Annotated in this window: 21 protein-coding genes; 11 read left to right on the forward strand and 10 right to left on the reverse strand. The window is 72.6% G+C overall.

What is annotated here, in order from left to right:
* Positions 1-7: 7 nt before the first annotated feature.
* A complete protein-coding gene (gene gad, locus AC3IX6_RS02275; RefSeq protein WP_489368481.1) occupies positions 8-1,399 on the reverse strand; it encodes a glutamate decarboxylase in 1,392 nt (463 codons plus the stop codon).
* A gap of 132 nt (positions 1,400-1,531) precedes the next feature.
* On the opposite strand from gad, the gene AC3IX6_RS02280 reads away from it, so the two are divergent.
* From AC3IX6_RS02280 to melC2, 5 genes are all read left to right on the forward strand, one after another.
* On the forward strand, positions 1,532-2,359 hold the full coding sequence (locus tag AC3IX6_RS02280; protein ID WP_489368482.1) for a PepSY domain-containing protein: 828 nt from the start codon (positions 1,532-1,534) through the stop codon (positions 2,357-2,359).
* Positions 2,360-2,374: 15 nt separating this feature from the next.
* Entirely contained in the window at positions 2,375-3,091 is a 717-nt protein-coding gene (locus tag AC3IX6_RS02285) for a response regulator transcription factor (protein ID WP_489368483.1), read from the forward strand.
* Between the two features lie 113 nt (positions 3,092-3,204).
* Entirely contained in the window at positions 3,205-4,554 is a 1,350-nt protein-coding gene (locus tag AC3IX6_RS02290; RefSeq protein ID WP_489368484.1) for a sensor histidine kinase, read from the forward strand.
* 190 nt (positions 4,555-4,744) lie between these two features.
* Positions 4,745-5,149 (forward strand): apotyrosinase chaperone MelC1, encoded by a 405-nt coding sequence (gene melC1 / locus AC3IX6_RS02295; protein WP_489368485.1) that lies wholly within the window; start codon positions 4,745-4,747, stop codon positions 5,147-5,149.
* The gene (gene melC2, locus AC3IX6_RS02300) at positions 5,149-6,012 is read left to right on the forward strand and encodes a tyrosinase MelC2 (RefSeq protein WP_489368486.1); all 864 of its coding nucleotides are present in this window, start codon (positions 5,149-5,151) and stop codon (positions 6,010-6,012) included. Before melC1 ends, melC2 begins: the two co-directional genes overlap by 1 nt.
* Here the strand turns inward: melC2 and AC3IX6_RS02305 are convergent.
* Entirely contained in the window at positions 5,952-6,674 is a 723-nt protein-coding gene (locus tag AC3IX6_RS02305) for a response regulator (RefSeq protein WP_489368487.1), read from the reverse strand. The two genes, melC2 and AC3IX6_RS02305, sit on opposite strands and share 61 nt — an antisense overlap.
* On the reverse strand, positions 6,671-8,359 hold the full coding sequence (locus AC3IX6_RS02310; protein ID WP_489368488.1) for a sensor histidine kinase: 1,689 nt from the start codon (positions 8,357-8,359) through the stop codon (positions 6,671-6,673). Before AC3IX6_RS02310 ends, AC3IX6_RS02305 begins: the two co-directional genes overlap by 4 nt.
* A gap of 126 nt (positions 8,360-8,485) precedes the next feature.
* On the opposite strand from AC3IX6_RS02310, the gene AC3IX6_RS02315 reads away from it, so the two are divergent.
* Both AC3IX6_RS02315 and AC3IX6_RS02320 read left to right on the forward strand, forming a co-directional pair.
* Positions 8,486-9,838: a cation:dicarboxylate symporter family transporter gene (locus tag AC3IX6_RS02315; RefSeq protein ID WP_489368489.1), complete on the forward strand. Its 1,353-nt coding sequence runs from the start codon at positions 8,486-8,488 to the stop codon at positions 9,836-9,838.
* A 228-nt stretch (positions 9,839-10,066) separates the two neighbouring features.
* Positions 10,067-11,872, forward strand: a complete 1,806-nt coding sequence (locus tag AC3IX6_RS02320) for a S8 family peptidase (RefSeq protein ID WP_489368490.1) — start codon at positions 10,067-10,069, stop codon at positions 11,870-11,872.
* A 78-nt stretch (positions 11,873-11,950) separates the two neighbouring features.
* Here the strand turns inward: AC3IX6_RS02320 and AC3IX6_RS02325 are convergent, their stop codons facing one another.
* The 4 genes from AC3IX6_RS02325 to AC3IX6_RS02340 form a co-directional block, all read right to left on the reverse strand.
* Positions 11,951-12,631, reverse strand: coding sequence for a (2Fe-2S)-binding protein (locus AC3IX6_RS02325; protein WP_489368491.1), 681 nt, complete (start codon positions 12,629-12,631; stop codon positions 11,951-11,953).
* Position 12,632: 1 nt separating this feature from the next.
* On the reverse strand, positions 12,633-12,845 hold the full coding sequence (locus AC3IX6_RS02330; protein ID WP_489368492.1) for a hypothetical protein: 213 nt from the start codon (positions 12,843-12,845) through the stop codon (positions 12,633-12,635).
* Positions 12,846-12,928: 83 nt separating this feature from the next.
* Complete coding sequence (locus AC3IX6_RS02335) at positions 12,929-13,981, reverse strand: SIS domain-containing protein (protein WP_489368493.1); 1,053 nt, start codon at positions 13,979-13,981, stop codon at positions 12,929-12,931.
* Positions 13,982-14,124: 143 nt separating this feature from the next.
* A complete protein-coding gene (locus AC3IX6_RS02340) occupies positions 14,125-15,378 on the reverse strand; it encodes a PTS transporter subunit EIIC (RefSeq protein WP_489368494.1) in 1,254 nt (417 codons plus the stop codon).
* Between the two features lie 176 nt (positions 15,379-15,554).
* On the opposite strand from AC3IX6_RS02340, the gene AC3IX6_RS02345 reads away from it, so the two are divergent.
* Positions 15,555-16,331 (forward strand): GntR family transcriptional regulator, encoded by a 777-nt coding sequence (locus AC3IX6_RS02345; protein ID WP_489368495.1) that lies wholly within the window; start codon positions 15,555-15,557, stop codon positions 16,329-16,331.
* A 99-nt stretch (positions 16,332-16,430) separates the two neighbouring features.
* Here the strand turns inward: AC3IX6_RS02345 and AC3IX6_RS02350 are convergent, their stop codons facing one another.
* On the reverse strand, positions 16,431-17,237 hold the full coding sequence (locus tag AC3IX6_RS02350; protein ID WP_489368496.1) for an alpha/beta fold hydrolase: 807 nt from the start codon (positions 17,235-17,237) through the stop codon (positions 16,431-16,433).
* Between the two features lie 140 nt (positions 17,238-17,377).
* Here AC3IX6_RS02350 and AC3IX6_RS02355 point away from each other — a divergent pair, with 140 nt between their 5' ends.
* Positions 17,378-18,064, forward strand: coding sequence for a GNAT family N-acetyltransferase (locus AC3IX6_RS02355; protein ID WP_489368497.1), 687 nt, complete (start codon positions 17,378-17,380; stop codon positions 18,062-18,064).
* A 96-nt stretch (positions 18,065-18,160) separates the two neighbouring features.
* Here AC3IX6_RS02355 and AC3IX6_RS02360 read toward each other — a convergent pair whose 3' ends face one another.
* Positions 18,161-19,198, reverse strand: coding sequence for a TolB family protein (locus AC3IX6_RS02360; protein ID WP_489368498.1), 1,038 nt, complete (start codon positions 19,196-19,198; stop codon positions 18,161-18,163).
* 250 nt (positions 19,199-19,448) lie between these two features.
* Here AC3IX6_RS02360 and AC3IX6_RS02365 point away from each other — a divergent pair, with 250 nt between their 5' ends.
* Positions 19,449-20,660: an alpha/beta hydrolase gene (locus tag AC3IX6_RS02365; protein WP_489368499.1), complete on the forward strand. Its 1,212-nt coding sequence runs from the start codon at positions 19,449-19,451 to the stop codon at positions 20,658-20,660.
* Here the strand turns inward: AC3IX6_RS02365 and AC3IX6_RS02370 are convergent.
* Positions 20,638-22,191, reverse strand: coding sequence for a carboxylesterase/lipase family protein (locus AC3IX6_RS02370; RefSeq protein ID WP_489368500.1), 1,554 nt, complete (start codon positions 22,189-22,191; stop codon positions 20,638-20,640). The two genes, AC3IX6_RS02365 and AC3IX6_RS02370, sit on opposite strands and share 23 nt — an antisense overlap.
* A 210-nt stretch (positions 22,192-22,401) precedes the next feature.
* On the opposite strand from AC3IX6_RS02370, the gene AC3IX6_RS02375 reads away from it, so the two are divergent.
* Complete coding sequence (locus AC3IX6_RS02375) at positions 22,402-22,800, forward strand: hypothetical protein (RefSeq protein WP_489368501.1); 399 nt, start codon at positions 22,402-22,404, stop codon at positions 22,798-22,800.
* Positions 22,801-22,808 lie beyond the last annotated feature (8 nt).

Below are 22,808 nucleotides of genomic sequence, written 5' to 3' on the forward strand. Positions count from 1 at the left end.
CCCCCGGTCAGTGGTGGAAGCCGGACCGGGGCGGGGCCGCAGGCACGGGCTGCGGGTGCGCGATCAGGTGTTCCACGGCGAGGCGCAGGTCGGAGACGAGCAGGGCGATCTGGTCCCGGGTCACCCCGTGCCGGATCAGGACCCGCTGGATGACCGTGTCGTCGCGCTCGGCCGGCAGCGGGTACGAGGGCACCTGCCAGCCGCGCATCCTGAGCCGGTCGGAGAGGTCGTAGAGGGTGAAGCCCGCGCCCTGCGGATCGGTGAGCCGGTAGGAGACGGCGGGCAGCGCGCCCTGGCCGTCGTAGAGGAGGGTGAAGGGGCCGATGGTCTCGATCTCGCGGGCCAGGTACTGGGCGGTGTCGGCGCAGGCCTGCTGGACCCGGCGGTAGCCGCCCCGGCCCAGCCGCAGGAACAGGTAGTACTGGGCGATGATCTCGCCGCCCGGCCGGGAGAAGTTCAGGGCGAAGGTGGGCATGTCCCCGCCGAGGTAGTCCACGGAGAAGACGAGGTCGGCGGGGAGCAGGTCGGCGGTGCGCCAGACGATCCAGCCGACACCCAGCGGGGCCAGACCGTACTTGTGCCCGGAGGTGTTGACGGAGGCCACGCGGGGCAGCCGGAAGTCCCAGACCACGTCGGGGTGGAGGAAGGGGGCCACGAAGCCGCCGCTGGCGGCGTCCACGTGGATCGGTACGTCCCAGCCGTGCTCGGCCTGGATCCGGTCGAGTTCGGCGGCGATCTCGGCGACGGGCTCGTAGACGCAGGTGTAGGTGACGCCGAGGATGGCGACGACGCCGATGGTGTTCTCGTCCACGTTGGCGGCGAGCTGCTCGGGGCTCAGGCCGGTGGCTCCGGGCAACAGCGGGAGCTGGCGGAGCTCGACGTCGAAGTACCGGGCGAACTTCTCCCAGCAGACCTGGACCGGCCCGCACACCAGGTTCGGCCGGTCGGCGGGCAGTCCGGCGGCGCGGCGGCGTTCGCGCCAGCGCCACTTGAGGGCGAGGCCGCCGAGCATGGCGGCCTCGCTGGAGCCGGTGGTGGAGCAGCCGGTGCCCGTGGTGCCGGCGGGGGCGTTCCACAGGTCGGCCAGGATGTTCACGCAGCGGGCCTCGATCTCGGCCGTCTGCGGGTACTCGTCCTTGTCGATCATGTTCTTGTCGAGGCACTCGTTCATCAGCCGGTGGACCCCGTCGTCCGACCAGGTGGTGCAGAAGGTGGCCAGGTTCTGGGCGGCGTTGCCGTCGAGGAGCAGCTCGTTGTGGAGGAGCTGGTAGACCACCTCGGAGGGCGAGTGGTCTTCGGGCATCCGGTACTTGGGGAGGATCTCGCCGCTGAGGGCGGACGCGAACACGTCCGTCTCGGCGTCGCGGGCACGCAGGTCCTTCGTCTCATGGAGAGCCATAGCGGGACTATATCGGGATGAACCTGGACAGATCATCCTTAAGTCGCCTTCAGGATGCTTCAGGGAGGGCTCAGGAGGGCCACCGAGAGTGGAGTCCTCGCCAGCCGGTGGGACAGCCGCTCGGGAGGGCCCATGCACGTCCGTACGACCGCCACCGCGAAGGCCCCGGCCACCGCCCGCCGGCGCCGCCTGCCGGCCGCCGCCCTCGCGGCCGGAGCCCTGGTCCTCTCGCTCACCGCCTGCGGCGGCGCGGGCTCCGACCCCGGCGTGGACAAGGCCCGCGCCGCCGGGAGCGCCGCCCCGGCCGCGGCGGCCGGCTCCTCCACCGCCCCCGAGTCCCCCGCGGCGGCTCCGGAGCGGGCCCCGGCCGAACGGGGCGGCCCCAAGACCTCCCGCGCCCAGGCCATGGCGACCGCCGAGAAGTCGGTGCCCGGCGGCAGGATCACGGACGTGGAGCTGGAGACCGAGGACGGCACGCAGGTCTGGGAGATCGACGTCGTGACCGCCGAGCCGCGCGTGCACCACCTCGCGGTGGACGCGGCCACCGGCGCGCTGCTAGGCAACCGGGCCGACCGGATGCCGGAGCGCGCCCGCCAGTACCTGGAGATCCCGCTCGCCAAACTGGCCGCCGCGCGGGTGGACCGCGAGGACGCCGTCCGCACGGCGGTGGCGAAGGCGGGGGCGGGCTTCGCCTCCGAACTGTCCATCCAGGGCACCGAGACCGGGCCCCTGTGGCAGATCCGGGTCAGCGACGGCCCGGCCCGCCACGAGGTCGACGTCGACGCGAAGACCGGCGAGGTGGTCCGCCACCGGAAGGAAGAGGACCGCGACCGCGACGGCAGCGGCAGCGGCAGCCCTGACGAGAAGGCCTCCGGCCGCCCCTCCGGGCAGGAGATCCGGGAGCGCTCCGGCGACCTCGGCCGGGACCACTACGACTGGTCGCAGCACGCCCGCCACTGAGGTCATCCACCACCAATGGGTAGGATCCGGACAAGGAGCAGCATATTGATCGTCGAGGACGAGGTCTCCCTGACCTCCGTCCTGCGCCGCGGATTCGAGGCCGAGGGACTGCTGGTCGACGTGGCCCACGACGGGCACGAGGGCCTGCGGCTCGCGCTCACCGACGCCTACGACGCGATCGTCCTCGACGTGATGCTGCCGGGCCTCGACGGACACCGCGTGTGCCGGACCGTACGGGCCGCCGGTCTCTGGACCCCGATCCTGATGCTGACCGCCAGGGACAGCGAGTACGACGAGGCGGAGGGCCTCGACACCGGCGCCGACGACTACCTCACGAAGCCCTTCTCCTACCTGGTGCTCCAGGCCCGCCTGCGCGCCCTGCTGCGCCGCGGGGGCGCCGCCCGGCCGGCCGTGGTCGAGGCGGGCGACCTCGTACTGGAGCCCGGGACCAAGAGGTGCACCCGGGCCGGGGCCGAGATCCCGCTCACCGCCAAGGAGTTCGACCTCCTCGCGGTGCTCGCGCGGCGGCCGGGGGTCGCGGTCTCCAAGGGCGCGCTGCTGGAGGAGGTCTGGGACCTGCCCGCCGACAGCGATCCGAACGTGGTGGAGGTACACGTGAGCGCGTTGCGCCGCAAGCTCCAAAGCCCCTTCGGGGACACCGCGCAGCCGCTGCTGTACACCGCCCGCGGGATCGGGTACCGGCTCGTCCCGCAGTCCGCCGCCACCCCGTGAAGCGCCTCCGACCGCGATCGCGGCTCCGCTTCCCCTTCACCTCCCCCTTCACCTCTCCCTCCCTCCGCCCCTTCTCCTTCCCCGGATTCCGGCTCCCGCTCGGATCGGTCCGCGTGCGGACCACCCTCGGCGCCGTCGCCATCGTCACCGTCGCGCTGCTGGCCGCCTGCGCGGGCCTGTTCGGCGTGATCCGCCACGGACTGGTCGGCTCCGCCGAGCGCACCGCGCTGACCCGCGCCGAGGCCGTCGCCGGGGTCACCGGATCGGGGCGGCTCGTCGACCGCCTCGCCGTACCCGAGGGCGAGGACTGCCTGCTCCAAGTGGTCACCGACGACGGCCGGATCCTCGCCGCGAGCCACAATCTGGCCGGGCGCGGCCCCGTGGCCTCCTTCGAACCGGCCGACGGCCACGACTCGGCCGCCCGCAGTCTGGACCTGGCCCTGCGCCCCGATCCCCGCCCCCACCCCTTCCGGCTCGTCGCCGTCCGGGCGGCGACCGCCGACGGCGCGGGAGCCACCGTGTACGCCGCCACCAGCCTGGAGACCGCCCGGTACACCCAGGACCTGATCCTCCGCTCCATGGTCCCCGGCATCCCGCTGCTGGTCCTGCTCGTGGCCGCCGTCACCTGGCGCTCCACCGGCCGGGCCCTGCGTCCGGTGGAGGCGATCCGCACCGAGGTCGCGGAGATCACCGAGCGGGACCTGGGCCGCCGGGTGCCGGTGCCGGCCTCGCGCGACGAGGTCGCCCGGCTCTCCCGGACGGTGAACTCCACCCTGGACCGGCTGGAGGAGTCCATGGACCGTCAGCGCCGGTTCGTCGCCGACGCCTCGCACGAGCTGCGCAATCCCATCGCCGCGCTGCGCGCCCACGTGGAGGTCGGGATCGCCCATCCGCGGCTCCTGCACCACAGGGAACTGCTGGACGACGTGATCCGGGTGCAGCAGCTCGCGGACGACCTGCTGCTGCTGGCCCGCCTCGACGCGGGCCGCGCCCCCGAGCGGACCGCTCTCGATCTCCGCGACCTCGTACGGGACACCCTGGCCCGGCGCCCCGAAGGGCGGGTGCCGGTGTCGGTGTCGATCCCGGTGCCGGAACCGGCGGACACCACCGGGCCGGCCCTGGTCCGCGGCAACCGCGGGCAGTTGGCCCGGGTGTTGGACAACCTCCTCGACAACGCCCAGCGGCACGCCCGCGAGGCCGTCGCGGTGACCGTCACTGCCGGGCCCGGCGCGGTCGTCCTGGAGGTCCGCGACGACGGCGCCGGGGTCCCGGAGGCGGACCGGGAGCGGATCTTCACCCGCTTCACCCGGCTCGACGCCTCGCGCAGCCGGGACGCGGGCGGGACCGGGCTCGGGCTGGCCATCGCGCGGGACATCGCATCGGCGCACGGGGGGACGCTGACCGCCGGAGCGGGCCCCGGAGGCAGGTTTTCACTGCGGCTTCCGGCCGACTCCGCGGTGTGATCCCTTCCATAGCCACCCCGCGCCACCGCAGGATTTCCTGCCGGTTAAGCTTTTTCGCACAGGTCTTCCCGTCCGGGCTGCTGGAGCCGCTCCGGACGGGAAGATCATCCAACTAGTTCGACCGGCAACTTATCCGCGCATGTCCGGATAGCAGCCCTCCGTTCCCGGCGCCCTGATACCTCTTCGGCCCATGAACAAGATCACCCGCCGACAGGCCTTAGGCGCCACTGCCGGCGCACTCACCGCCCTCGGCCTCGCAGGCGCCACCGCGCACGCGGCCGTCACCGGATCCCGTACCGCCGCACCCGCCACCCCCGCGGGCACCGTCGACGAGGTCTACCAGGGCCGTCGCATACGGATAGTTCCCGCCTCGGGCGGCGGAAACGACCACGGCGGCCACCACGGCGGCCACCAGGCCCCCGGTCAGCCGACCGTCCTCATAGACGGCCGCGAACTGCACGTGATGCGGAACGCCGACGGCAGCTGGATCAGCGTGGTCAACCACTACGAGACCTTCTCCGGACCGCTCCCGCTCGCCCGCGCCGCCGTGCGCGAACTCCAGGGCGCCGCCCTCGTCCCGATGGGCGGCATGTGATGACCATCCGCAAGAACCAGGCCTCGCTCACCCCCGAGGAGAAGAAGGCGTTCGTCGCCGCGCTCCTCGAACTGAAGCGCACCGGCCGCTACGACCGCTTCGTCACCACGCACAACGGCTTCATCATGGGCGACACCGACTCGGGCGACCGGGTCGGCCACCGCTCCCCCTCGTTCCTGCCCTGGCACCGCCGGTTTCTGCTGGAGTTCGAGGCGGCACTGCAGGAGGTGGATCCGGCGGTGGCCCTGCCCTACTGGGACTGGACGGCCGACCGGACCGCCCGGTCCTCCCTCTGGGCCGCCGACTTCCTCGGCGGCACCGGGCGGGCCCGGGACGGGCAGGTGCTCGACGGACCGTTCGCCTACGCGACGGGCAAGTGGGAGATAGCCGTACGGGTGGACGGGCGCTCCTACCTGCGGCGCGCGCTCGGCACCGGTGTGGCCCAGCTGCCGACCCGGGCCGAGGTGGACTCCGTCCTCGCGATGCCGGTGTACGACGCGGCGCCCTGGAACAGCTCCTCGGGCGGCTTCCGCAACAACCTGGAGGGCTGGCGCGGAGCCAACCTGCACAACCGGGTGCACGTGTGGGTGGGCGGCCAGATGGCCACCGGGGTCTCCCCCAACGACCCGGTGTTCTGGATGCACCACGCCTTCATCGACAAGCTGTGGGCCGACTGGCAGGCGCTGCACCCGCAGTCGCCGTACCTGCCCGCCGCCGGCACTCCCAACGTCGTGGACCTGAACGACACGATGCGGCCGTGGAACGACGTGACTCCGGCCGACATGCTGGACCACCGGAAGTTCTACACCTTCGACACCGAGCCGGTGCCGGCCGGCGCCGGGGCCGCCGCCAGCCAGCGGTAGTGCAGTTCGGGGCGGCCGACCTGGCCGTACCGGGGGGTGCGGTCCGCGCGGCCGGTGTCCACCAGGTGCTCCAGGTACCGGCGGGCGGTGATCCGGGAGATCCCGGCCGCCTCGGCCGTCCCGCCCGCGGTCAGCCCCTCGGGGGCCGCCCGCAGCAGCGCGGCGACCCGCTCCAGGGTCGGGCCGCCGATCCCCTTGGGCAGTTCGGCCGGCCGGGGTGAGCGCAGGGCCGCCATCGCGCGGTCCACATCATCCTGGCCGGCCGCCTCGCCCGCCGCCGTCGCGCGGAACTCGGCGTAGCGCAGGAGCCGTTCGCGCAGGGTGGGGAAGGCGAAGGGCTTCAGTACGTACTGCACCACCCCGAGCGAGACGCTCTCGCGGACGACCCTCAGGTCCCGCGCCGAGGTCACCACGATCACGTCGGCGGGGTGGCCGGCGGCCCGCAGTCCGCGCGCGAAGCGCAGCCCGTGGCCGTCGGGCAGGGTCAGGTCGAGCAGCAGCAGGTCGATCCGGGTCCGCTCCAGGACCCGGGTGGCCCCGGCGAGGGAGTGGACGACCGCGACCGCGGTGAATCCGGGCACCCGCCCGACGTAGAGGGCGTGCGCGTCGGCCGCCACCGGATCGTCCTCGACGACGAGGACCCGCACCTCGGGCGTGCTCATGCGTCCGCCTCCCCGCGCGCCGGCAGCCGTACGGTGAACCGCGCGCCCCCGTCCGGCAGTTGGTCGGCGTCCGCGCTTCCGCCGTGCCGGTGGGCCACCTGCCGCACCAGCGCGAGGCCCAGACCCCGCCCCTCACCCTTGCCCGACCAGCCGCGCCGGAACACGTCCGCGCCCTCGGGAAGTCCGGGGCCGTTGTCGGCCACGCCGATCAGCACCCCGCGTCCGTGGGGCCCGGCCGGGCCGTCGGGGCGGATGGTGACGGAGATCCGGCCGCCGGGCACGCCGGTGAGGGCGTCGACGGCATTGTCGACGAGGTTCCCGAGGACGGTGACGAGGTCCCGCGCGGGCGGACCGCCAGGACCGGCGCCGATGGCTCCGCTGTCCGGGGTGACGACCAGCTCGACCCCCCGCTCGTGGGCCTGTGCGGCCTTGCCGAGCAGCAGCGCGACGAGCACGGGCTCGCCGACGGCGGCGATCACCTCGTCGGTCAGGGCCTGGGCGAGGGAGAGTTCGGCGGTGGCGAAGTCCACCGCTTCCCGGCTGCGGCCGAGTTCGATGAGGGAGACCACGGTGTGCAGCCGGTTGGCCGCCTCGTGGGCCTGCGCGCGCAGCGCCCGGGTGAATCCGCGCTCCTGATCCAACTCCCCGGTCAGCGACAGCAGTTCGGTGTGGTCGCGCAGGGTGATCACCGTGCCACGGCGGCCGCCGCCGGCGACGGGCGCGCTGTTGAGCACGAGCACCCGGTCCACCGTCAGATGGACCTCGTCCACCCGGGGCCGGTCGGAGAGCAGGGCCCCGGTGAGCGGGGCGGGCAGGCCGAGCTCGGCGGCCGCGGTGCCCTTGACCTCCCCGCGCAGGCCGAGGAGTTCGCGGCCCGCGTCGTTGACCAGGGTGATCCGGCGCCGGCCGTCGAGCATCAGCAGCCCTTCGCGGACCCCGTGCAGGGCGGCCTGGTGGTAGTCGTACATCCGGCTCAGCTCGGCCGCGTTCATCCCGTGGGTGTGGCGGCGCAGCCGGGCGTTGACGACGTAGGTGCCGGCCCCGCCGAGGGCGAGGGCCCCGCCGGCCATCCAGGCGAGCGCGGAGAGCCGTGCGGCGAGGCGGGCGCTGACCGCGCGGACGGTGATGCCGGCGGCGACCATGCCGATGACCCGGCCGTCGTCGGTGATCGGGGTGACCACGCGCAGCGAGGGGCCGAGGGTGCCGGTGTAGGTCTCGCTGAAGGTCTCGCCCCGCAGGGCGCGGGCGGTGTTGCCGAGGAAGGGTTCGCCGATGCGCATCGGGTCGGGGTGGGTCCAGCGCCGCCCGTCCGGAGCCATGATCGTCACGAAGTCCACGCCCGCGTCGATGCGGACCCGTTCCGCGTAGGGCTGCAGGGCCGCGGTGGGCCCGCCGGGGTCCCCGGCCCCGCGCCCGGATCCCCGTAGGGCTTCGGGGGCGGGCTCCGCTCCGGGTGCGCGCGCCTCCTCCTGCCGCTGCGCCCGCGCCGCGTCCCGTACCGACGGGGAGTCCGCGACCGCGCGGGCCACCGCTCCGGCCTGGCGCCGGGCGGCGTCTTCGGCCTGGTCGCGGGCGGTCGCGTACGCGAAGACGGCGCAGCCGGCGACGACCGCGGCGACCAGCACCACCTGCATGGCGAAGAGCTGGCCGGCGAGGCTGCGCGGCGGCCGGGGGAAGCGGAACATGGCGCTCAGTGTGCACCCGGGCGTGAACTCAATGAACGCAAGGGTGACCGGGGTCACAGCGGCGGGCGATGGTCCTCCCGGGACGCCTTCGCCATCGGGGAGGCGAGGGCACTACCAGGAGGCATCGTGGCCGCCAGGCGCGACAAGACGCATTATCTGTACATCGCCGTGATCGGCGCGGTGCTGCTCGGCATCGCCGTCGGGTTCGCCGCGCCCGGCGCGGCCGTGGAGCTCAAGCCGCTGGGCACGGGGTTCGTCAACCTCATCAAGATGATGATCTCGCCGGTCATCTTCTGCACGATCGTGCTGGGCATCGGCTCGGTGCGCAAGGCCGCCAAGGTCGGCGCGGTGGGCGGGCTGGCGCTCGGCTACTTCATGGTGATGTCCACGGTGGCGCTGGCCATCGGGCTGCTGGTGGGCAACCTGCTGGAGCCGGGCAGCGGGCTGCACCTGACCGAGGCCGCCCGCAGTGCGGGCGAGGCGCAGGCCAAGGCGGGCGGCGCCGAGAGCACGCCGGAGTTCCTGCTGGGGATCATCCCGACCACGCTGGTGTCGGCCTTCACCGGGGGCGAGGTGCTGCAGACGCTGCTGGTGGCACTGCTCTGCGGGTTCGCGCTGCAGGCCATGGGCGCGGCGGGCGAGCCGGTGCTGCGCGGGATCGGACACCTGCAGAAGCTGGTGTTCCGGGTGCTCGCGATGATCATGTGGGTGGCGCCGGTGGGCGCGTTCGGCGCGATCGCGGCGGTGGTCGGGGCGACCGGCATGGACGCGCTGAAGTCCCTCGCCGTCATCATGATCGGCTTCTACACGACCTGCCTGCTCTTCGTCTTCGTGGTCCTGGGCACGCTGCTGCGGCTGTGTACGGGGATCAGCGTCTTCGCCCTGCTGCGCTACCTGGGCCGGGAGTTCCTGCTGATCCTGTCCACCTCCTCCTCGGAGTCGGCGCTGCCCCGGCTGATCGCGAAGATGGAACACGTGGGTGTCTCGCGGCCGGTGGTCGGCATCACGGTCCCGACGGGCTACTCCTTCAACCTGGACGGGACCGCGATCTATCTGACGATGTCCTCGCTCTTCGTCGCGGAGGCGATGGGCAAGCCCCTCGCACTGGGCGAGCAGATCTCCCTGCTGCTGTTCATGATCGTGGCCTCGAAGGGCGCGGCCGGGGTCACGGGCGCGGGCCTCGCCACGCTCGCCGGAGGACTCCAGTCGCACCGGCCTGAACTCGTCGACGGTGTCGGCCTGATCGTGGGCATCGACCGGTTCATGAGCGAGGCGCGGGCGCTGACGAACTTCGCGGGCAACGCGATCGCGACCGTGCTGATCGGCACCTGGACCAAGGAGTTCGACCGGGCCCGGGCCACCGAAGTCCTCGCGGGACGGCTGCCGTTCGACGAGAGCACACTCACCGACGACACGTACGAGCAGGCCGCGGCCGTACCCGCCCAGCCGGGCGGCACCAAGGACGGCGTACCCGTCTGACGGGGACGCCCCGCGGACCGGCCGGGCAGGGCTCGCCCCCACGGTGCCCAGCCCGGCCGGCCCCGACACCTCTAGCGATAGTCGTTTTTCAGCCAAGATCCGATGAACCGTCTAGCTGCAAAAGGTACTTCCATATCGGGGCACGCTTCTGACATCTTGCGTCCACCACTCGTTTCGTACGGACCGGTAGGTGCCACCCGCACCGCAGGACCGTTCTCGGAGGACGCATTGATACCCCACATATCCAGCCGACCTCGACGCACCCTCGTACTGGGGGCCGCCCTGGCCGCCCTCGCCTTCGGGGCACCGGCCGCGCTCGCCGGCACGGCGCCCGTGTCCCCGGCCGGCATTCCCGAGGCCTCCGCACCCGCCAAGGCCCAGGCCGCGGCGCCGACTTCCCAGAGTGCGACCTGGGCTGCCGGCACCCGCGCCTACGTGGTGATCACCGCCGCCGGTGACAGCTCCGCGGTCCGTTCCGCCGTCACGGCGAACGGCGGCACGGTCTTCTCGTACTACGACCAGATCGGCGTGATCGTCGCCCACTCGACCTCCTCGACCTTCGCGGCCACCATGCGCGGGGTCAGCGGGGTCCAGAAGGTCGGCGCGACGCGCACCTCGGACGTACCGGCCGACGCCTACAACCCGGCGCTGCCCGCCAACCCGTCCCAGTCGACGACCCCCGCGGGCGAGCCCGCGCGCGCCGACATGACCCAGATCAAGGCCGACCAGGCCTGGGCCGTGACCACCGGCTCGGCCTCCGTCAAGGTCGGCATCCTGGACACCGGCGTAGACGACCAGCACCAGGACCTGGCGCCGAACTTCAACGCCGCCGACTCCGCCTCCTGCGCCTACGGCAAGCCGGACACCAGGGCCGGCGCCTGGCGCGACGTGGGCACCCACGGCACGCACGTCGCGGGCTCCGTCGCCGCCGCCAAGAACGGCAAGGGCGTCGTCGGCGTGGCCCCGGGCGTGAAGATCTCCTCGGTCCGCGTGGCCGAGCCGGGCACCTCGCTGTTCTTCGCCGAGAACACCATCTGCGCCTTCGTGTGGTCCGGCGACCACGGCTTCAAGGTCACCAACAACAGCTATTACACGGACCCGTGGCAGTTCAACTGCCCGGACAACATCGACCAGGCCGCGATCATCGAAGGCGTCAAGCGCGCCCAGGAGTACGCGGAGGGCAAGGGCTCGCTCCAGGTCGCCGCGGCGGGCAACGAGAACTACGACCTCGCCAACAAGACCACGGACTCGGCGAGCCCCAACGACTCGACGCCGACCACCCGGACCATCACCAACGCCTGCCTCGACATCCCGACCGAGCTCCCGGGCGTGGTCACGGTCGCGGCCAACGGCACCGGTACCACCAAGGCCTCGTTCTCCAACTTCGGCCAGGGTGTCATCGACGTCGCGGCGCCGGGCAGCAACGTCTACTCCACCGTGCCGGGCGGCGGTTACAGCTCCATGAGCGGTACGTCGATGGCCTCCCCGCACGTCGCGGGCGTCGCGGCGCTCATCGCCAGCGCCAACCCGACCTTCACCCCGGCGCAGATCCGCACCGCGCTGGCCACCCAGGCCAACGACGTCGCCTGCCCGTCCGACAGCCGCTGCAAGGGCACCACGGCCAACAACGGGTTCTTCGGCGAGGGCCAGGTCGACGCGCTCAAGGCGGTCGGCGGCTCGACCCCGCCCCCCGGCAAGTACTTCGAGAACCTCACCGATGTCGCGATCACCGACAACGCGACCGTGAACAGCGCCATCACGGTCAGCGGAGTGACCGGCAACGCGCCGGCCACCCTCAAGGTGGGCGTGGACATCAAGCACACCTACATCGGTGACCTCAAGGTCGACCTCGTGGCTCCGGACGGCTCCGTCTACGTCCTGAGCAACCGGGCCGGCGGCGGCACGGACAACATCGTCCAGACCTTCACCGTCAACGCCTCCACCGAGGTGGCCAACGGTGTCTGGACGCTGCGCGTGAACGACAACGCCAACCAGGACACCGGCAAGATCGACGCCTGGAACCTGACCTTCTGATCTTCTGATCAGCGGGGCGCCGAACAGCCCACGGGGGCCATCGGGAGCGGTACGCCGCACCCGGTGGCCCCTTGCCGCTCACTTGGTCCGCAGTACGCAGTCCCCGCACAATCCGCCGCCCGGCACCTTGTAGTACAGGCAGCAGCTGCGGCGCACGAAGGCCACCCCGAGGCCCGGTTCGTGGAGATAGGTGCCGCTCCCGCCGAGCGGGCCGCCGTCGGCGAGCAGCCCGTCGGCGAGCAGGGCCGCCGCTTCCCCCGGCACCCGGTCCGTGAGCACCCGGACGGCGCCGACCAGCCCGGAGGCGGCGTTGCCGCGCAGCACCAGCGGCGAGACGCCGAACCGCTCGCGCAGTGCCGTGTCGAGCACCGCGAGGTGGCCGAGCACGGTGTCCGCGAGGGCCCGCGCCGGTGTTTCCCCGGGGAATTCGGCGGGCTCGGGCAGCCACAGCTCCAGGGACCCCGCTCCGGGCAGCCGCCACCACAGGCGGTCGGGGCCGAGGTCCGGCACCCGCCCGGCGAGCACGGCGCAGCCGAGCCCGAGCGACCAGAGCCGCGAGGCGATCCCGAACTGCGCGGTCGAGGCCGCCACCCGCCCGGGTCCGCTCCCGATGCGCCGGCCGACCTCCCCCACGTAGGCCCCGAGCCGCTCCCCGTACAGCTCGTCGAGCGGCCGGAAGCCGGGGCCGGGCGGCTCCTTCCCGTACGCCACGGTGAAGAAGGGTCCTACGGAGCGCAGTTCGCGCAGCACCTCGTCCACCTCAGGCTCCGTGGCCGTCGTCGGCCGGGCCCGGGCCGGGCTCCGGGCAGGCGCCGTGGTTCAGGCCGTACGTACTCGCCTGGTGCAGCGGCCAGTGCGCGGGGTCCGGGTCCCCCTTCGCGGCCACCAGCTCGGTCAGCCGGGCACCGGCGGAGAAGTCCCCGAAGCTGCCGGTGGCGGCGAAGCGGGCGAGGTCCGTCACGAAGCGATCCATCCGCAGATGATCTCAGGCTGCCGAAGCGCCACGGCCCGCGGGATCCTGGGATCCGCGGGGCCGTGGCGCCGGCAGCCGGGGGCTCAGGCCTGGGTGAAGGCCGCGACCTCGAAGTCGGACATGTCGAGGCCGCCCTGCTTGGTGTCGTCGTTGGCGAAGACGAAGGACTCGATCGGAACGTCCCGCTCGGCGCTGAGCTGGGCCACCAGCTCCTGCAGGACCACCGTCTCCAGGACCACCCGGACCGCGTCCGCGACCTCGGGCAGGCGGACGACCGACAGGCTGTCCGCCGGCTCCACCTCGGCCGTGGTCATCAGCAGCGTGAGGTGGCCGGCGCCCGCCAGCGAGCGGGCCAGCTCGATCTCGCGGCCGTCGCCGTAGACGAGGTGGAGGGTGTTGCCCGCCGACTCCATCTCACCGTGCAGGTAGTTGCGGGTCGCCGAGTGGGCCGCTGTCATCCGCACCACCTCGCGCAGCAGCAGCGCGCCCTCCTCGGCGGAGGCCCGGGAGGCTCCGGCCGCCACGCCGTCGGAGGCGATGCAGCGGGCGCCGCGCTCCCGCAGGCCCGCCACGACGGCAGTGGCCTGCGCGTGGATCGCGGTGGTCTGCTCGGCGATCTCGCCCCACGGGTCGCCGGCACGGCCCGCGACGGCTCCGGCGATCAGGTCGAGGGCGACGATGGTGCCGGTGTAGCCGATGGTCGAGGCGTACGAGTCGGGCTCGTTGCCGAGGTCCACGGTGAGGTCGGCGAGGTCGCCGAGCGGCGAGGGGACCACGTTGAGCAGCGCGGTCTTGGTGATGCCGGGGGCGGCGCACTCGAAGGCGGCGATGGTCTCGGAGCTGCGGCCGCCCTGGGAGACGGCGATCAGGCAGTCGGTGTCGAAGCCGGCGGTGCCGGTCTCGATCTCGCTGGACAGCACGCGCTGGGTGACGATCCCGGCCTCGCGGAGCTGCTGTACGGGGACGGCGAGGGCGGCGTACGAGGCTCCGATGCCGGTGAACAGGGGGCGTTCGGCGGCGCGCAGCCCGGCGAGCTCCGGGGAGGCGAGCTGGGTGCGGACGCGGTCGGCGATCCGGGCGAGGGCTGCGCCCTGGTCGGCCTGGCCTTCGAGGAACGTGATGCGGGATCCGGACATGGTGGGGGGTCCTTAGCGAAGTCTGGGGGGGCGCGGGCCCCCGCCGGTTCGGGCGGGCGGGGGCGGGCGATCGTGCGGGGCGGTCGTGCGTGCAGGACGGTCGGGCGGAGCGGGGCCGGTCGGGGTGAGCCGCCGGCTCGGGCTCAGGAGGCGTCGGCCTTGGTGAGCGGCTTGCCTTCCTCATCGCGTTCGCGACCCGGGGTCGGGAGGTCGAACTTCACGATCGCCCAGCGGAAGAGCACGTAGTAGATGGCGGCGAAGGCCAGGCCGATCGGGATGAGCATCCAGGGCTTGGTGGCGATGCCGTAGTTCACGATGTAGTCGATGGCGCCGGAGGAGAAGCCGAAGCCGTCGCGGATGCCGAGGGCGTAGCAGACGGCCATCGAGACGCCGAAGAGGAAGGCGTGGATCGCGTAGAGGATCGGGGCCACGAACATGAAGGCGAACTCGATGGGCTCGGTCACGCCGGTGACGAAGGAGGTCAGGGCGACGGAGATCATCATGCCCTTGACCATGACGCGGTTCTCGGGGCGTGCGGTGTGTGCGATGGCCATGGCGGCGGCCGGGAGCGCGAACATGTAGATCGGGAAGCCGCCGGTCATGAACTGGCCCGCGGTCGGGTCGCCGGCGAGGAAGCGGGCGATGTCTCCGTGCACCTCGGTGCCGGTGGCCGGGTTGACGAAGCTGCCCGCCTCGAACCAGGGGAAGACCGAGAAGAAGTGGTGCATCCCGATCGGGATGAGGGCCCGGACGACGAGGCCGAAGAGGCCCGCACCCCAGGCACCGGTGCCGACCAGCCACTCGCCGAAGTGGAAGAACCAGCCGCCGACGGTCGGCCAGACCACTCCGAATACCACTCCCATTCCGACGCCCGCGAAGGCGCTGAGGATCGGCACCAGCCGGCGACCGCCGAAGAAGCCGAGCCACTCGGGCAGCTTGGTCCGGCTGAAGCGCTGGTAGAGGAGGGCCGCGACCAGGCCCATCACGATGCCGCCGAGGACCTTGGCGTCGAGGGGCTCGCCGTCCACGCCCTTGGGGAAGGCGGGGCTGGCGAGTACGGCCTTGAAGACCAGGTATCCGACCACGGCCGCCAGTGCGGTGGAGCCGTCCGACTTCTTGGCGAAGCCGATGGCCACGCCGACCGCGAAGAGCAGCGGCAGGTTGGCGAAGACGGTGTCACCGGCCGCCGCCAGGACCATCGCGAGCTTCTGGATGATCACCGGGAAGTTCTCGCGGCCCAGCAGGTCGGCGCCGCCGAGGCGGGTGAGCAGGGCTGCTGCCGGCAGCGTGGCCACGGGCAGCATCAGGCTGCGGCCGATGCGCTGCATGACCGGCATGATCCGGCCCGGCTTCTTGCCGGCGGCCGGCGCGGTGGCCGGGACTGTGGCCGTACTCATCTCGGGACTCCTCGTCGAGCGGGGTGGTGGGGACGACTCGAAGGTAGTCAGTGGTTTTGGATTGGTCAACGGTGGTCTCTCGTGGTCTTATGGAAAACATCAAGACGAGGGCTTAGGTCCCGATTCCCCCAGGACGGAAGCCAGTCGAAGTGGTAGCAAGTGGTATGGTTCGACACATGACCGACGATGCCGCCCTCGCCGCCGCCTCCTCGATCGCGGCGAACGCCCGCGCCGCGGACCCCCTGTGGGCCCAGGCCGCGGACCGCATCCGCGAGGAGATCGCCCGCCGCGGCCTGTCCGAGGGCAGCAAGCTGCCGCCCGAGCGCGAGCTGTGCACCCGGCTGGACGTCTCGCGCGTCACCCTGCGCCGTGCGCTCGCCCGCCTCGTCGAACAGGGACTGGTCACCGCGTCCCACGGGCGCGGCTGGTTCGTCGCGGCGCCGGTGGCGCCCGCGCCCGCCCGCGAATGGCCCAAGGACCTGGAGTCCTTCACCGCCACCGCGCGGCGCAAGCACATGCGCGCCAGCTCGGTGGTCCTACGCCACGACACCGTCACCGCGTCCCTGGACGACGCCGACCGCCTCGACGTGCCCGCCGGCACCCCGCTCCTGCGCCTGGAGCGGGTCCGGCTGCTCAACGACGTCCGGATCGCCGTCGACCGGACCCTGGTCGTCGCCGAGCTCGCGCCCGACCTCGCCCGCACCGACTTCCGCGAGACCTCCCTCTTCGAGGAACTGCGCCGCTGGGGCGTCGAACCCGACCGCGCCGAGGCGACCATCGAAGCGCGCAACGCCGACGGGGAGCTCGCCGGCCACCTGGGCATCGCCGAGGGCGCGCCCGTACTCGTACTCGACCAGACGGTGTACACCAAGCAGCAGCGGCCGCTCCTGCTGTCCACGGTGGAGTACAGCGGGGACCGCTACCGGCTGCGCACCACCCTGCAGACAGACTGACACCGCCCGTCCGGCGCGCGGTAGCCCCGTTCGTCACCCTCCGGGAGCCCCGTTCGTCACCCGCCGGACAGCCGAAAGCCCCGGCCCGCGCGCCGTCGGTCAGATTCCCGCGAGGAACTCCAGCAGCGCCCGGTTGAAGGCCTCCGGCTGCTCCACGCCCGGCAGGTGCCCGGCCCGCTCCACCACGGCGAGCACCGAGTGCGGGACCAGCGCGTGCAGGGACTCCGCCTCGGCGACCGGGGTGTAGACGTCGTCGCGCCCGACCACGATCAGGCAGGGCACCTCGGCCGGCAGCGCCGCGAGCACCGGGGCGTAGTCGGACCGTTCGGCCCGCCCGCGCAGGGCGGCAGCGGCACCCTCCGGGTCGGTGGCGTACATCATCCCGGTGACCTTGGCCGCGGCCTCCGGCATCCCGGTCACGTTGTACGGCGCGAGCATCTTGTCGATGACCTCGTCGGCATAGGGCTTCATTCCCTCCGCGAGGAGCCGCTCGGCGAGGTTGCGGCGGAAGGTTTTGCCATCCTCCGTTTCCGGCGGAGCGGAGGTGTCGGAGAGGACGAGGGCCCGCACCCGGCCCGGGTGGCGCAACCCCATCTCCATGGCGATCTGGCCGCCCATGGACACACCGCCGACGACCGCCTGTTCGACGCCCAGACGGTCGAGCAGAGCGGCGAGATCGTCGGCGAAGTCAGCGAGCAGCGTTTTACCCGGAAGCACCGGGCTTTGCCCGTATCCCCGCAGGTCAGGGGTGATGACGCGGTAACCGGCCGTGGTCAGTGCGGCCGTCTGGGGGGCCCACATCGAGTGGCTGAACGGATGTCCGTGGATCAGGATTACGGAGGCTCCGTCGCGGGGACCCAAGTCCTCGAAAAAGAGTGTCACGCCATTGCCAATTTGGGGGTTCATGAAAGGACTCTAAGGGGCTACATTGAGCCACTCGCGTTCACCTGACAGCCCGTTGCCTTTCACTCGTGTTTTGCACGGGGGGCGACGTCAGGGACGCAGACTGTGCAACCACCCCACCGCCCAGAAGGACCGAAGGCTCCGTGCCCGTACCCGTACTCCTCGCCGGCCGCTCCGTGCGGCTTGAGCCCCTCGCCCCCCACCACACCGAGGCCTTGGCCCTGGCCGGGGCCGAGGATCGTACGACTTACGCCTTCACTCCCGTACCTCACGGGTTGCAGGCGTCACACGAGTACATCGACCGTGCCCTCGCCGATCAGGCGGCGGGTCGATCGCTCCCGTTCGCGGTGGTCAGAGCCACCGACGGTCGGGTGGTCGGTTCGACCCGGTTCCTGGAACTCGACTACTGGCAGGGGCCGCTGGTGTGGCCCGCCGTGCCGGGGGTCCCGTTCGGCGATCCGGCTACGGCGATCCCCGATGCCGCCGAGATCGGCAATACCTGGCTCTCCCCGCAGGCCCAGGGCACCGGCATCAACACCGAGGCGAAGCTGCTCATGCTCCGCCATGCCTTCGAGACCTGGGGCGTCCGGCGGATCTCGCTCCGCGCGGACGCCCGCAACGGACGTTCGCGCGCCGCGATGGAACGGCTCGGGTTCACCAGCGAAGGGGTCCGCCGGGCCCATTCGAGGGGCCTGGACGGCGCCGTGCGCAGTACGGCCTTCTACTCGATCCTCGACGAGGAGTGGCCGGCCGTGCGGTCGGTCATCGAGCTGCGGCTGTCGGCCGCGGCGCAGCGCAAGCGGCGCCGCAAGACGCTCATCCCGGCGTAACGGTCCTTCTCCGGTCCTTCTCCGGCCCCTGTCCGGTCCTTCTCCGAGGGACCGGACGCCCCGCCCTGGCCCCTGCCCCGCCCCCTCTTCCCGGTGTCAGCCGAGGAAGGCGGGGGCGAGGGCCGAGGTCATCAGCCGGACCGGGGCCCCGCCGCCGTCGGCGGGCAGGGCATACAGGTCGGCGCCGAAGTCCCCGGGCAGCGAGTACACGACGGTCTTGTCGTCGGTCCACACCACCTGGTCGTCGACGCTGCGCTCCTCCGCGAGCGGAGCCTCGGCCATCGTGGCGAGGTCCAGGACGTACAGCCGCCACGGCGCGTCCGGCGACAGGCCCGGCACCCGCTTCTTGAACACCAGCCGGGTCCCGTCGGGCGACAGGGACGGGCATTCCAGGTTCTCGCGCAGCGTGGTCACCGTGCGCGCCGCGAGGTCGCCGCGGACCAGGTGGGTCCGACCGCCGGTGGCGAGCGTCGCGTAGAAGGTCCGTTCGTCGGCGGCGAAGGTGACCCCCCAGAAGTTGACGTCCGCGTTGCGGTACGTCTTGCCGTCCTTGTGGATCGTGAAGTCCTCCAGCGAGGCGTCGTACGTCCCGCTGCGCAGGTCCAGCAGGGAAGTCCGGGTCGAGAAATTCGTACCGGCGTACGAGTCCCCGCCCACGAAGACCGTCCAGGCGACCAGGTGGCCGCCGGGCGAGACCCTGGCCCGGGTCGGGATGCCCGCCAGCGGGCGGGTGGCGACCTCCTTCAGCCGGGCGTCGAGGACCACCGCCTTGTAGCCCTCCTGCACCCCGCCCTTGTCGGCCTGGAGGCAGACCCCCGTGCCGGCGGCCGCGTGGAAGCGCAGGCAGCTGACCCCGGAGGCGGTACGCGGACCTTCGGGCGCGCCGGCCGCCGCGGTGGCGAGCTCGTCGCGGTGCGGCCCCCAGGCCATGTTCCGGAAGACGATCCGACGCCCGCCGACGCCCGCGGCGAGGGACACCTCGCCGCGGGCGATCGGCGGCCCGCCGGCCTGGACCCGGTTCTTCTCCTCGGCGCGCGAGGAGGCCCGTACGACGGCGAGCGTACCGACGGCGGCGAGCAGGAGGACGCCGGAGAGCAGGATCAGGATCCGGCGCTGGAGGGGCGTACCGAACACGGGCGTTACCTCCGGACAGGGGGCTGGGGCGGCGCGGAGGTACCGTACCGATCGGCATGCGCAGAGGCCAGGGACAAGCGGTGACCAGACCGGAACCCGGCGCGCCCTTGTCGTGCCGGGCAACGCGCTCCTCTCCGGAACCCCAAGAGAGGTAAAAATCGGGAACCCGTGGGCACGTACGCTCATCTTTCGATCGAAAGCAGTCCCACCCCGCCCCCACGGGGCAGCACCAGCCGGAGAGCAACCGCACATGTCGCACGCACCCGACGGACAGCAGCAGCCGTACCGCTCGGAAGGGCCCTACCAGCAGCAGCCCTACGGCGAGCCGTACGACCAGCAGTACGGGCATCAGTACGGGCAGCCGCTGCCGCCACCCCCCGAGGAGCCGCGCCGGCCGTCCCGGGTCCGGCGGTGGGTGATCGCGGGCGCCTCCGTCCTCGCGCTCGCGGCCGTCGCCTCGCTCGTGATGAGCCACTACGAGATACCGCCCTTCACCGACAAGGGCGACTCCGTCTCCTTCGGGCAGCTGCCGCCGTCCGGTTCCGCCGGGGGCGACACCGGTGGAACGGCGGTCACCCCGCCGCCGAACTCGAAGATGTCGATGCCCACCGGCCCGGCGGCCGACTTCAAGAACTCGATGACCCTGCCGGACGGCACGCACGTCGCCGTCACCACGATCACCGGCAAGAAGTCCGGCTTCAAGGGCAAGGTCTGGGTGTGGGCGCCCAAGGAGTACAACGACCCGAAGTTCGCCAAGAGCGGCTTCCCGGTCATGATCGCGCTGCCCGGCGGCGCCGGTTACCCGAACAACTACTGGATGGGCACCGACCTGGGCCTGCAGACCAGCATCAGCAAGTGGTACTCCGAGGGCAAGAGCAAGCCCTTCATCCTGGCCATGCCGGTGCTGAACCCGGGCCCGGACGACAAGGGCGTCTACTGGGACGGCTCCGACATCCCGGGCCAGCCCAAGATGGGCACCTGGCTGACCGACGACGTCCCGGACCTCGTGCGGGAGAACTTCCGCACGGTCAAGTCCCGTGACGGCTGGGCCTACATGGGCTCCTCCACCGGCGGCTTCGCCAGCCTGAAGGCCGTGCTGAAGCACCCGGAGAAGTTCAAGGCCGCGATCTGCTCCGGCCCCGACATCGTCCCCGACTCCTCCCTGTGGACGGGCCACGACAAGGAGAAGGCGGAGAACAACCCCGAGCTGCTCGCCAAGGCACTGATCGACAAGAAGGGCAGCCCGGACGTCTACCTGGCCTTCCAGGTCGGCACCAACGAGAGCAACAAGAACACCCTGCCGAACGTGCAGAAGTTCATCGCCGCCTACGGCAAGGGGCCGATCCACACCGAACTGAAGATCATCCAGGGCGGCCAGCACAACGCCAAGACCTACGTCCCCAACATGGGCGAGGGGCCGATCCAGTTCATCAGCAAGGTCATGGAAGGACCTGTCGAGTAGGCACCGCGCCGACCCGCGCCGCCTCCCCGGCCCACGTCTCCCCGGGCCCGGGCTCCGCGCTCGCCGGCTGCTCGCGCCCCGGCCCGCCGAACACCTTCGGCGGGCCGTCGCCGTTCCAGGGCGCCCAGCCCGGGTCCCCCTCGACGGCGAAGCGCACCCAGGCCGCGTGCATCTCCCCGGCCAGCTCCCGCGGGGCGTCCGGCCCCGCCAGCCAGGAAGCCTCGGGGACGTCGAGGGTGTCGAAGACGAAGCCCAGTTCCAGCGCGTGGCAGGACCCGAGGCCCGGCACCCCGGAAGGCCACGCGAACTCGTACACGAAGCTCGGTGCGCTGCGCCCCGCCGCCCCCGCCAGCGCGCGCAGCGGATCGCGCAGCAGCCGGTCGGTGAGCAGGTGGCCGAGGAGGTCGGCCGGTCCCGCGCCGGACCGCTCGGCGCGCAGGGCCCGTACGGCGGCCCGGTCCTTGCCGGAGCGGATCCGGCCCAGGGCCACGGACAGCGGCCCCAGCCGGTCCAGCAGCCGCATCGTGCCGGTCGGGGCCAGCCAGAGCCGGTACTCCTCGGCGGTCCATCCCAGCAACAGCGGTACGTCGCCCCGCGCGGCCGCCCCTTCGAGCGGATCGAGCGGCAGCGTCCCGGGGTCGGCGACCAGGCCGAAGGCGGGGCCGCCGAGCAGCGGGGAGGAGCGGCGCAGCACGGCCGCCTGGGCGGCGAGCAGATCGGGCAGGGCGGCCTGGGTGAAGGCCTCGGCGGTGGCGGGGACCTTGAGCAGCGCGGCCATCCGCCGGACCATGGTGCGCACCCGGTCCCGCGGCAGTACCTCGGGGGCGCCGCTCTGCAGGACTGCCTGCCGGAAGAGGCCCTCGGCGCGGGGTGCGGCGAGCAGGGCGCCGATGCTGATGGCACCGGCGGACTCGCCGAAGACGGTGACCCGGCCGGGGTCGCCGCCGAAGGCCGCGATGTTGTCCCGCACCCAGGCCAGGGCGGCGATCTGGTCGAGCAGCCCGCGATTGACGGGGGCGTCGGGGAAGAGGCCGTAGCCGAGGACGCCCAGGCGGTAGTTGACGGAGACGAGCACCACTCCGTCGCGGGCGAAGGCGGAGCCCTCGTAGACGGGCACGGCGGAGGAGCCCCGGGTGAGGGCGCCGCCGTGGATCCACACCATGACGGGCAGCGGGGCCGACGGCGCCTCCTTCCCGACGGGGGCCGGGGTCCACACGTTGAGGTTCAGGTAGTCGTCGCCGGGGACCTCGGGGTCCGGCAGCAGCGCGGCGAACGCCTCGGGGTAGGGGACCTTGGGCGCGGTGGGGCCGTACTCCCCCGCGTCGCGCACCCCCGCCCAGGCCTCGGGTGGCTCGGGCGCGGCGAAGCGGCGGGCTCCGACGGGCGGGGCGGCGTAGGGGATGCCCCGGAAGACGGCGATGCCGCCCGGCCCGGTCCTGCCCTCGACCTCGCCGTAGGCGGTCCGCACCCGGGGGCGGGAACGGGGACGGTCCCGGTCCGGGCCCGGGTTCTCGCTCGCCGCTGCGGTCATCACGTCCTCCTGGGGTCGGGGCTCCTCGGGGAGAGGCTCCTGGGGTCGGAGCCCCCTCGGAACGGGGCTCCTCGGGTCGGGATCCACCGTCCTGGATCCCCCGGAGCCGCTGAATCCGGTGTTCCGCACGGCGCCGGTCGCACGGTCGCACAGGCATGCGCGGGGTGACAAGGCGTGACCCCGCCCCGGGCGCGCCGGGTTGGGCGGGGCATGCGATCCCTGTCTCTCCCCCACACCATTCGGAGCCTCGTCCGGGCCGGATCGGTCCCCGTCCTGCTGCTGGCGGCCACGGCCACGGCCGGAGCGGCGGCCGGCGGCAGTGCGTACGCGGCCGACGGCCCGACCGCCGCCCTCGGCACCCCGACGGCCGTCGGGCCCGCCTTCCAGTACCTCGGCACGGACGACCGCCCGCACGGCATCGACTCCCCCAAGGGCTGCGTGGAAGCCCTCGGCGGCGGCGGGCGGGCGGTGACGAACAAGACCGGCCGCTCGGTGACCCTGTACCGGGAGCCGGGCTGCGCGGGCATCCCGGTGGAGGTGCTGGCGCCGGGCGCGGTCAAGCAGGTGCCCCGCTACTTCTCCTCCGCCCGCTTCTCGGCCGCGCCGTAGTCCGGAAT

Source organism: Streptomyces sp. GL_141 (genome assembly GCF_057834385.1).

Coding starts and splice junctions, on each gene's coding strand:
- AC3IX6_RS02365 (WP_489368499.1), top strand. CDS start 19,449: ATGTCGCACGCACCCGACGGACAGCAGCAGCCGTACCGCTCGGAAGGG.
- AC3IX6_RS02345 (WP_489368495.1), top strand. CDS start 15,555: ATGACCGACGATGCCGCCCTCGCCGCCGCCTCCTCGATCGCGGCGAAC.
- AC3IX6_RS02350 (WP_489368496.1), bottom strand. CDS start 17,237: ATGAACCCCCAAATTGGCAATGGCGTGACACTCTTTTTCGAGGACTTG.
- gad (WP_489368481.1), bottom strand. CDS start 1,399: ATGGCTCTCCATGAGACGAAGGACCTGCGTGCCCGCGACGCCGAGACG.
- AC3IX6_RS02330 (WP_489368492.1), bottom strand. CDS start 12,845: ATGGATCGCTTCGTGACGGACCTCGCCCGCTTCGCCGCCACCGGCAGC.
- AC3IX6_RS02375 (WP_489368501.1), top strand. CDS start 22,402: ATGCGATCCCTGTCTCTCCCCCACACCATTCGGAGCCTCGTCCGGGCC.
- AC3IX6_RS02310 (WP_489368488.1), bottom strand. CDS start 8,359: ATGTTCCGCTTCCCCCGGCCGCCGCGCAGCCTCGCCGGCCAGCTCTTC.
- AC3IX6_RS02280 (WP_489368482.1), top strand. CDS start 1,532: ATGCACGTCCGTACGACCGCCACCGCGAAGGCCCCGGCCACCGCCCGC.
- AC3IX6_RS02335 (WP_489368493.1), bottom strand. CDS start 13,981: ATGTCCGGATCCCGCATCACGTTCCTCGAAGGCCAGGCCGACCAGGGC.
- AC3IX6_RS02340 (WP_489368494.1), bottom strand. CDS start 15,378: ATGAGTACGGCCACAGTCCCGGCCACCGCGCCGGCCGCCGGCAAGAAG.
- AC3IX6_RS02370 (WP_489368500.1), bottom strand. CDS start 22,191: ATGACCGCAGCGGCGAGCGAGAACCCGGGCCCGGACCGGGACCGTCCC.
- melC2 (WP_489368486.1), top strand. CDS start 5,149: ATGACCATCCGCAAGAACCAGGCCTCGCTCACCCCCGAGGAGAAGAAG.
- AC3IX6_RS02305 (WP_489368487.1), bottom strand. CDS start 6,674: ATGAGCACGCCCGAGGTGCGGGTCCTCGTCGTCGAGGACGATCCGGTG.
- AC3IX6_RS02285 (WP_489368483.1), top strand. CDS start 2,375: ATGGGTAGGATCCGGACAAGGAGCAGCATATTGATCGTCGAGGACGAG.
- melC1 (WP_489368485.1), top strand. CDS start 4,745: ATGAACAAGATCACCCGCCGACAGGCCTTAGGCGCCACTGCCGGCGCA.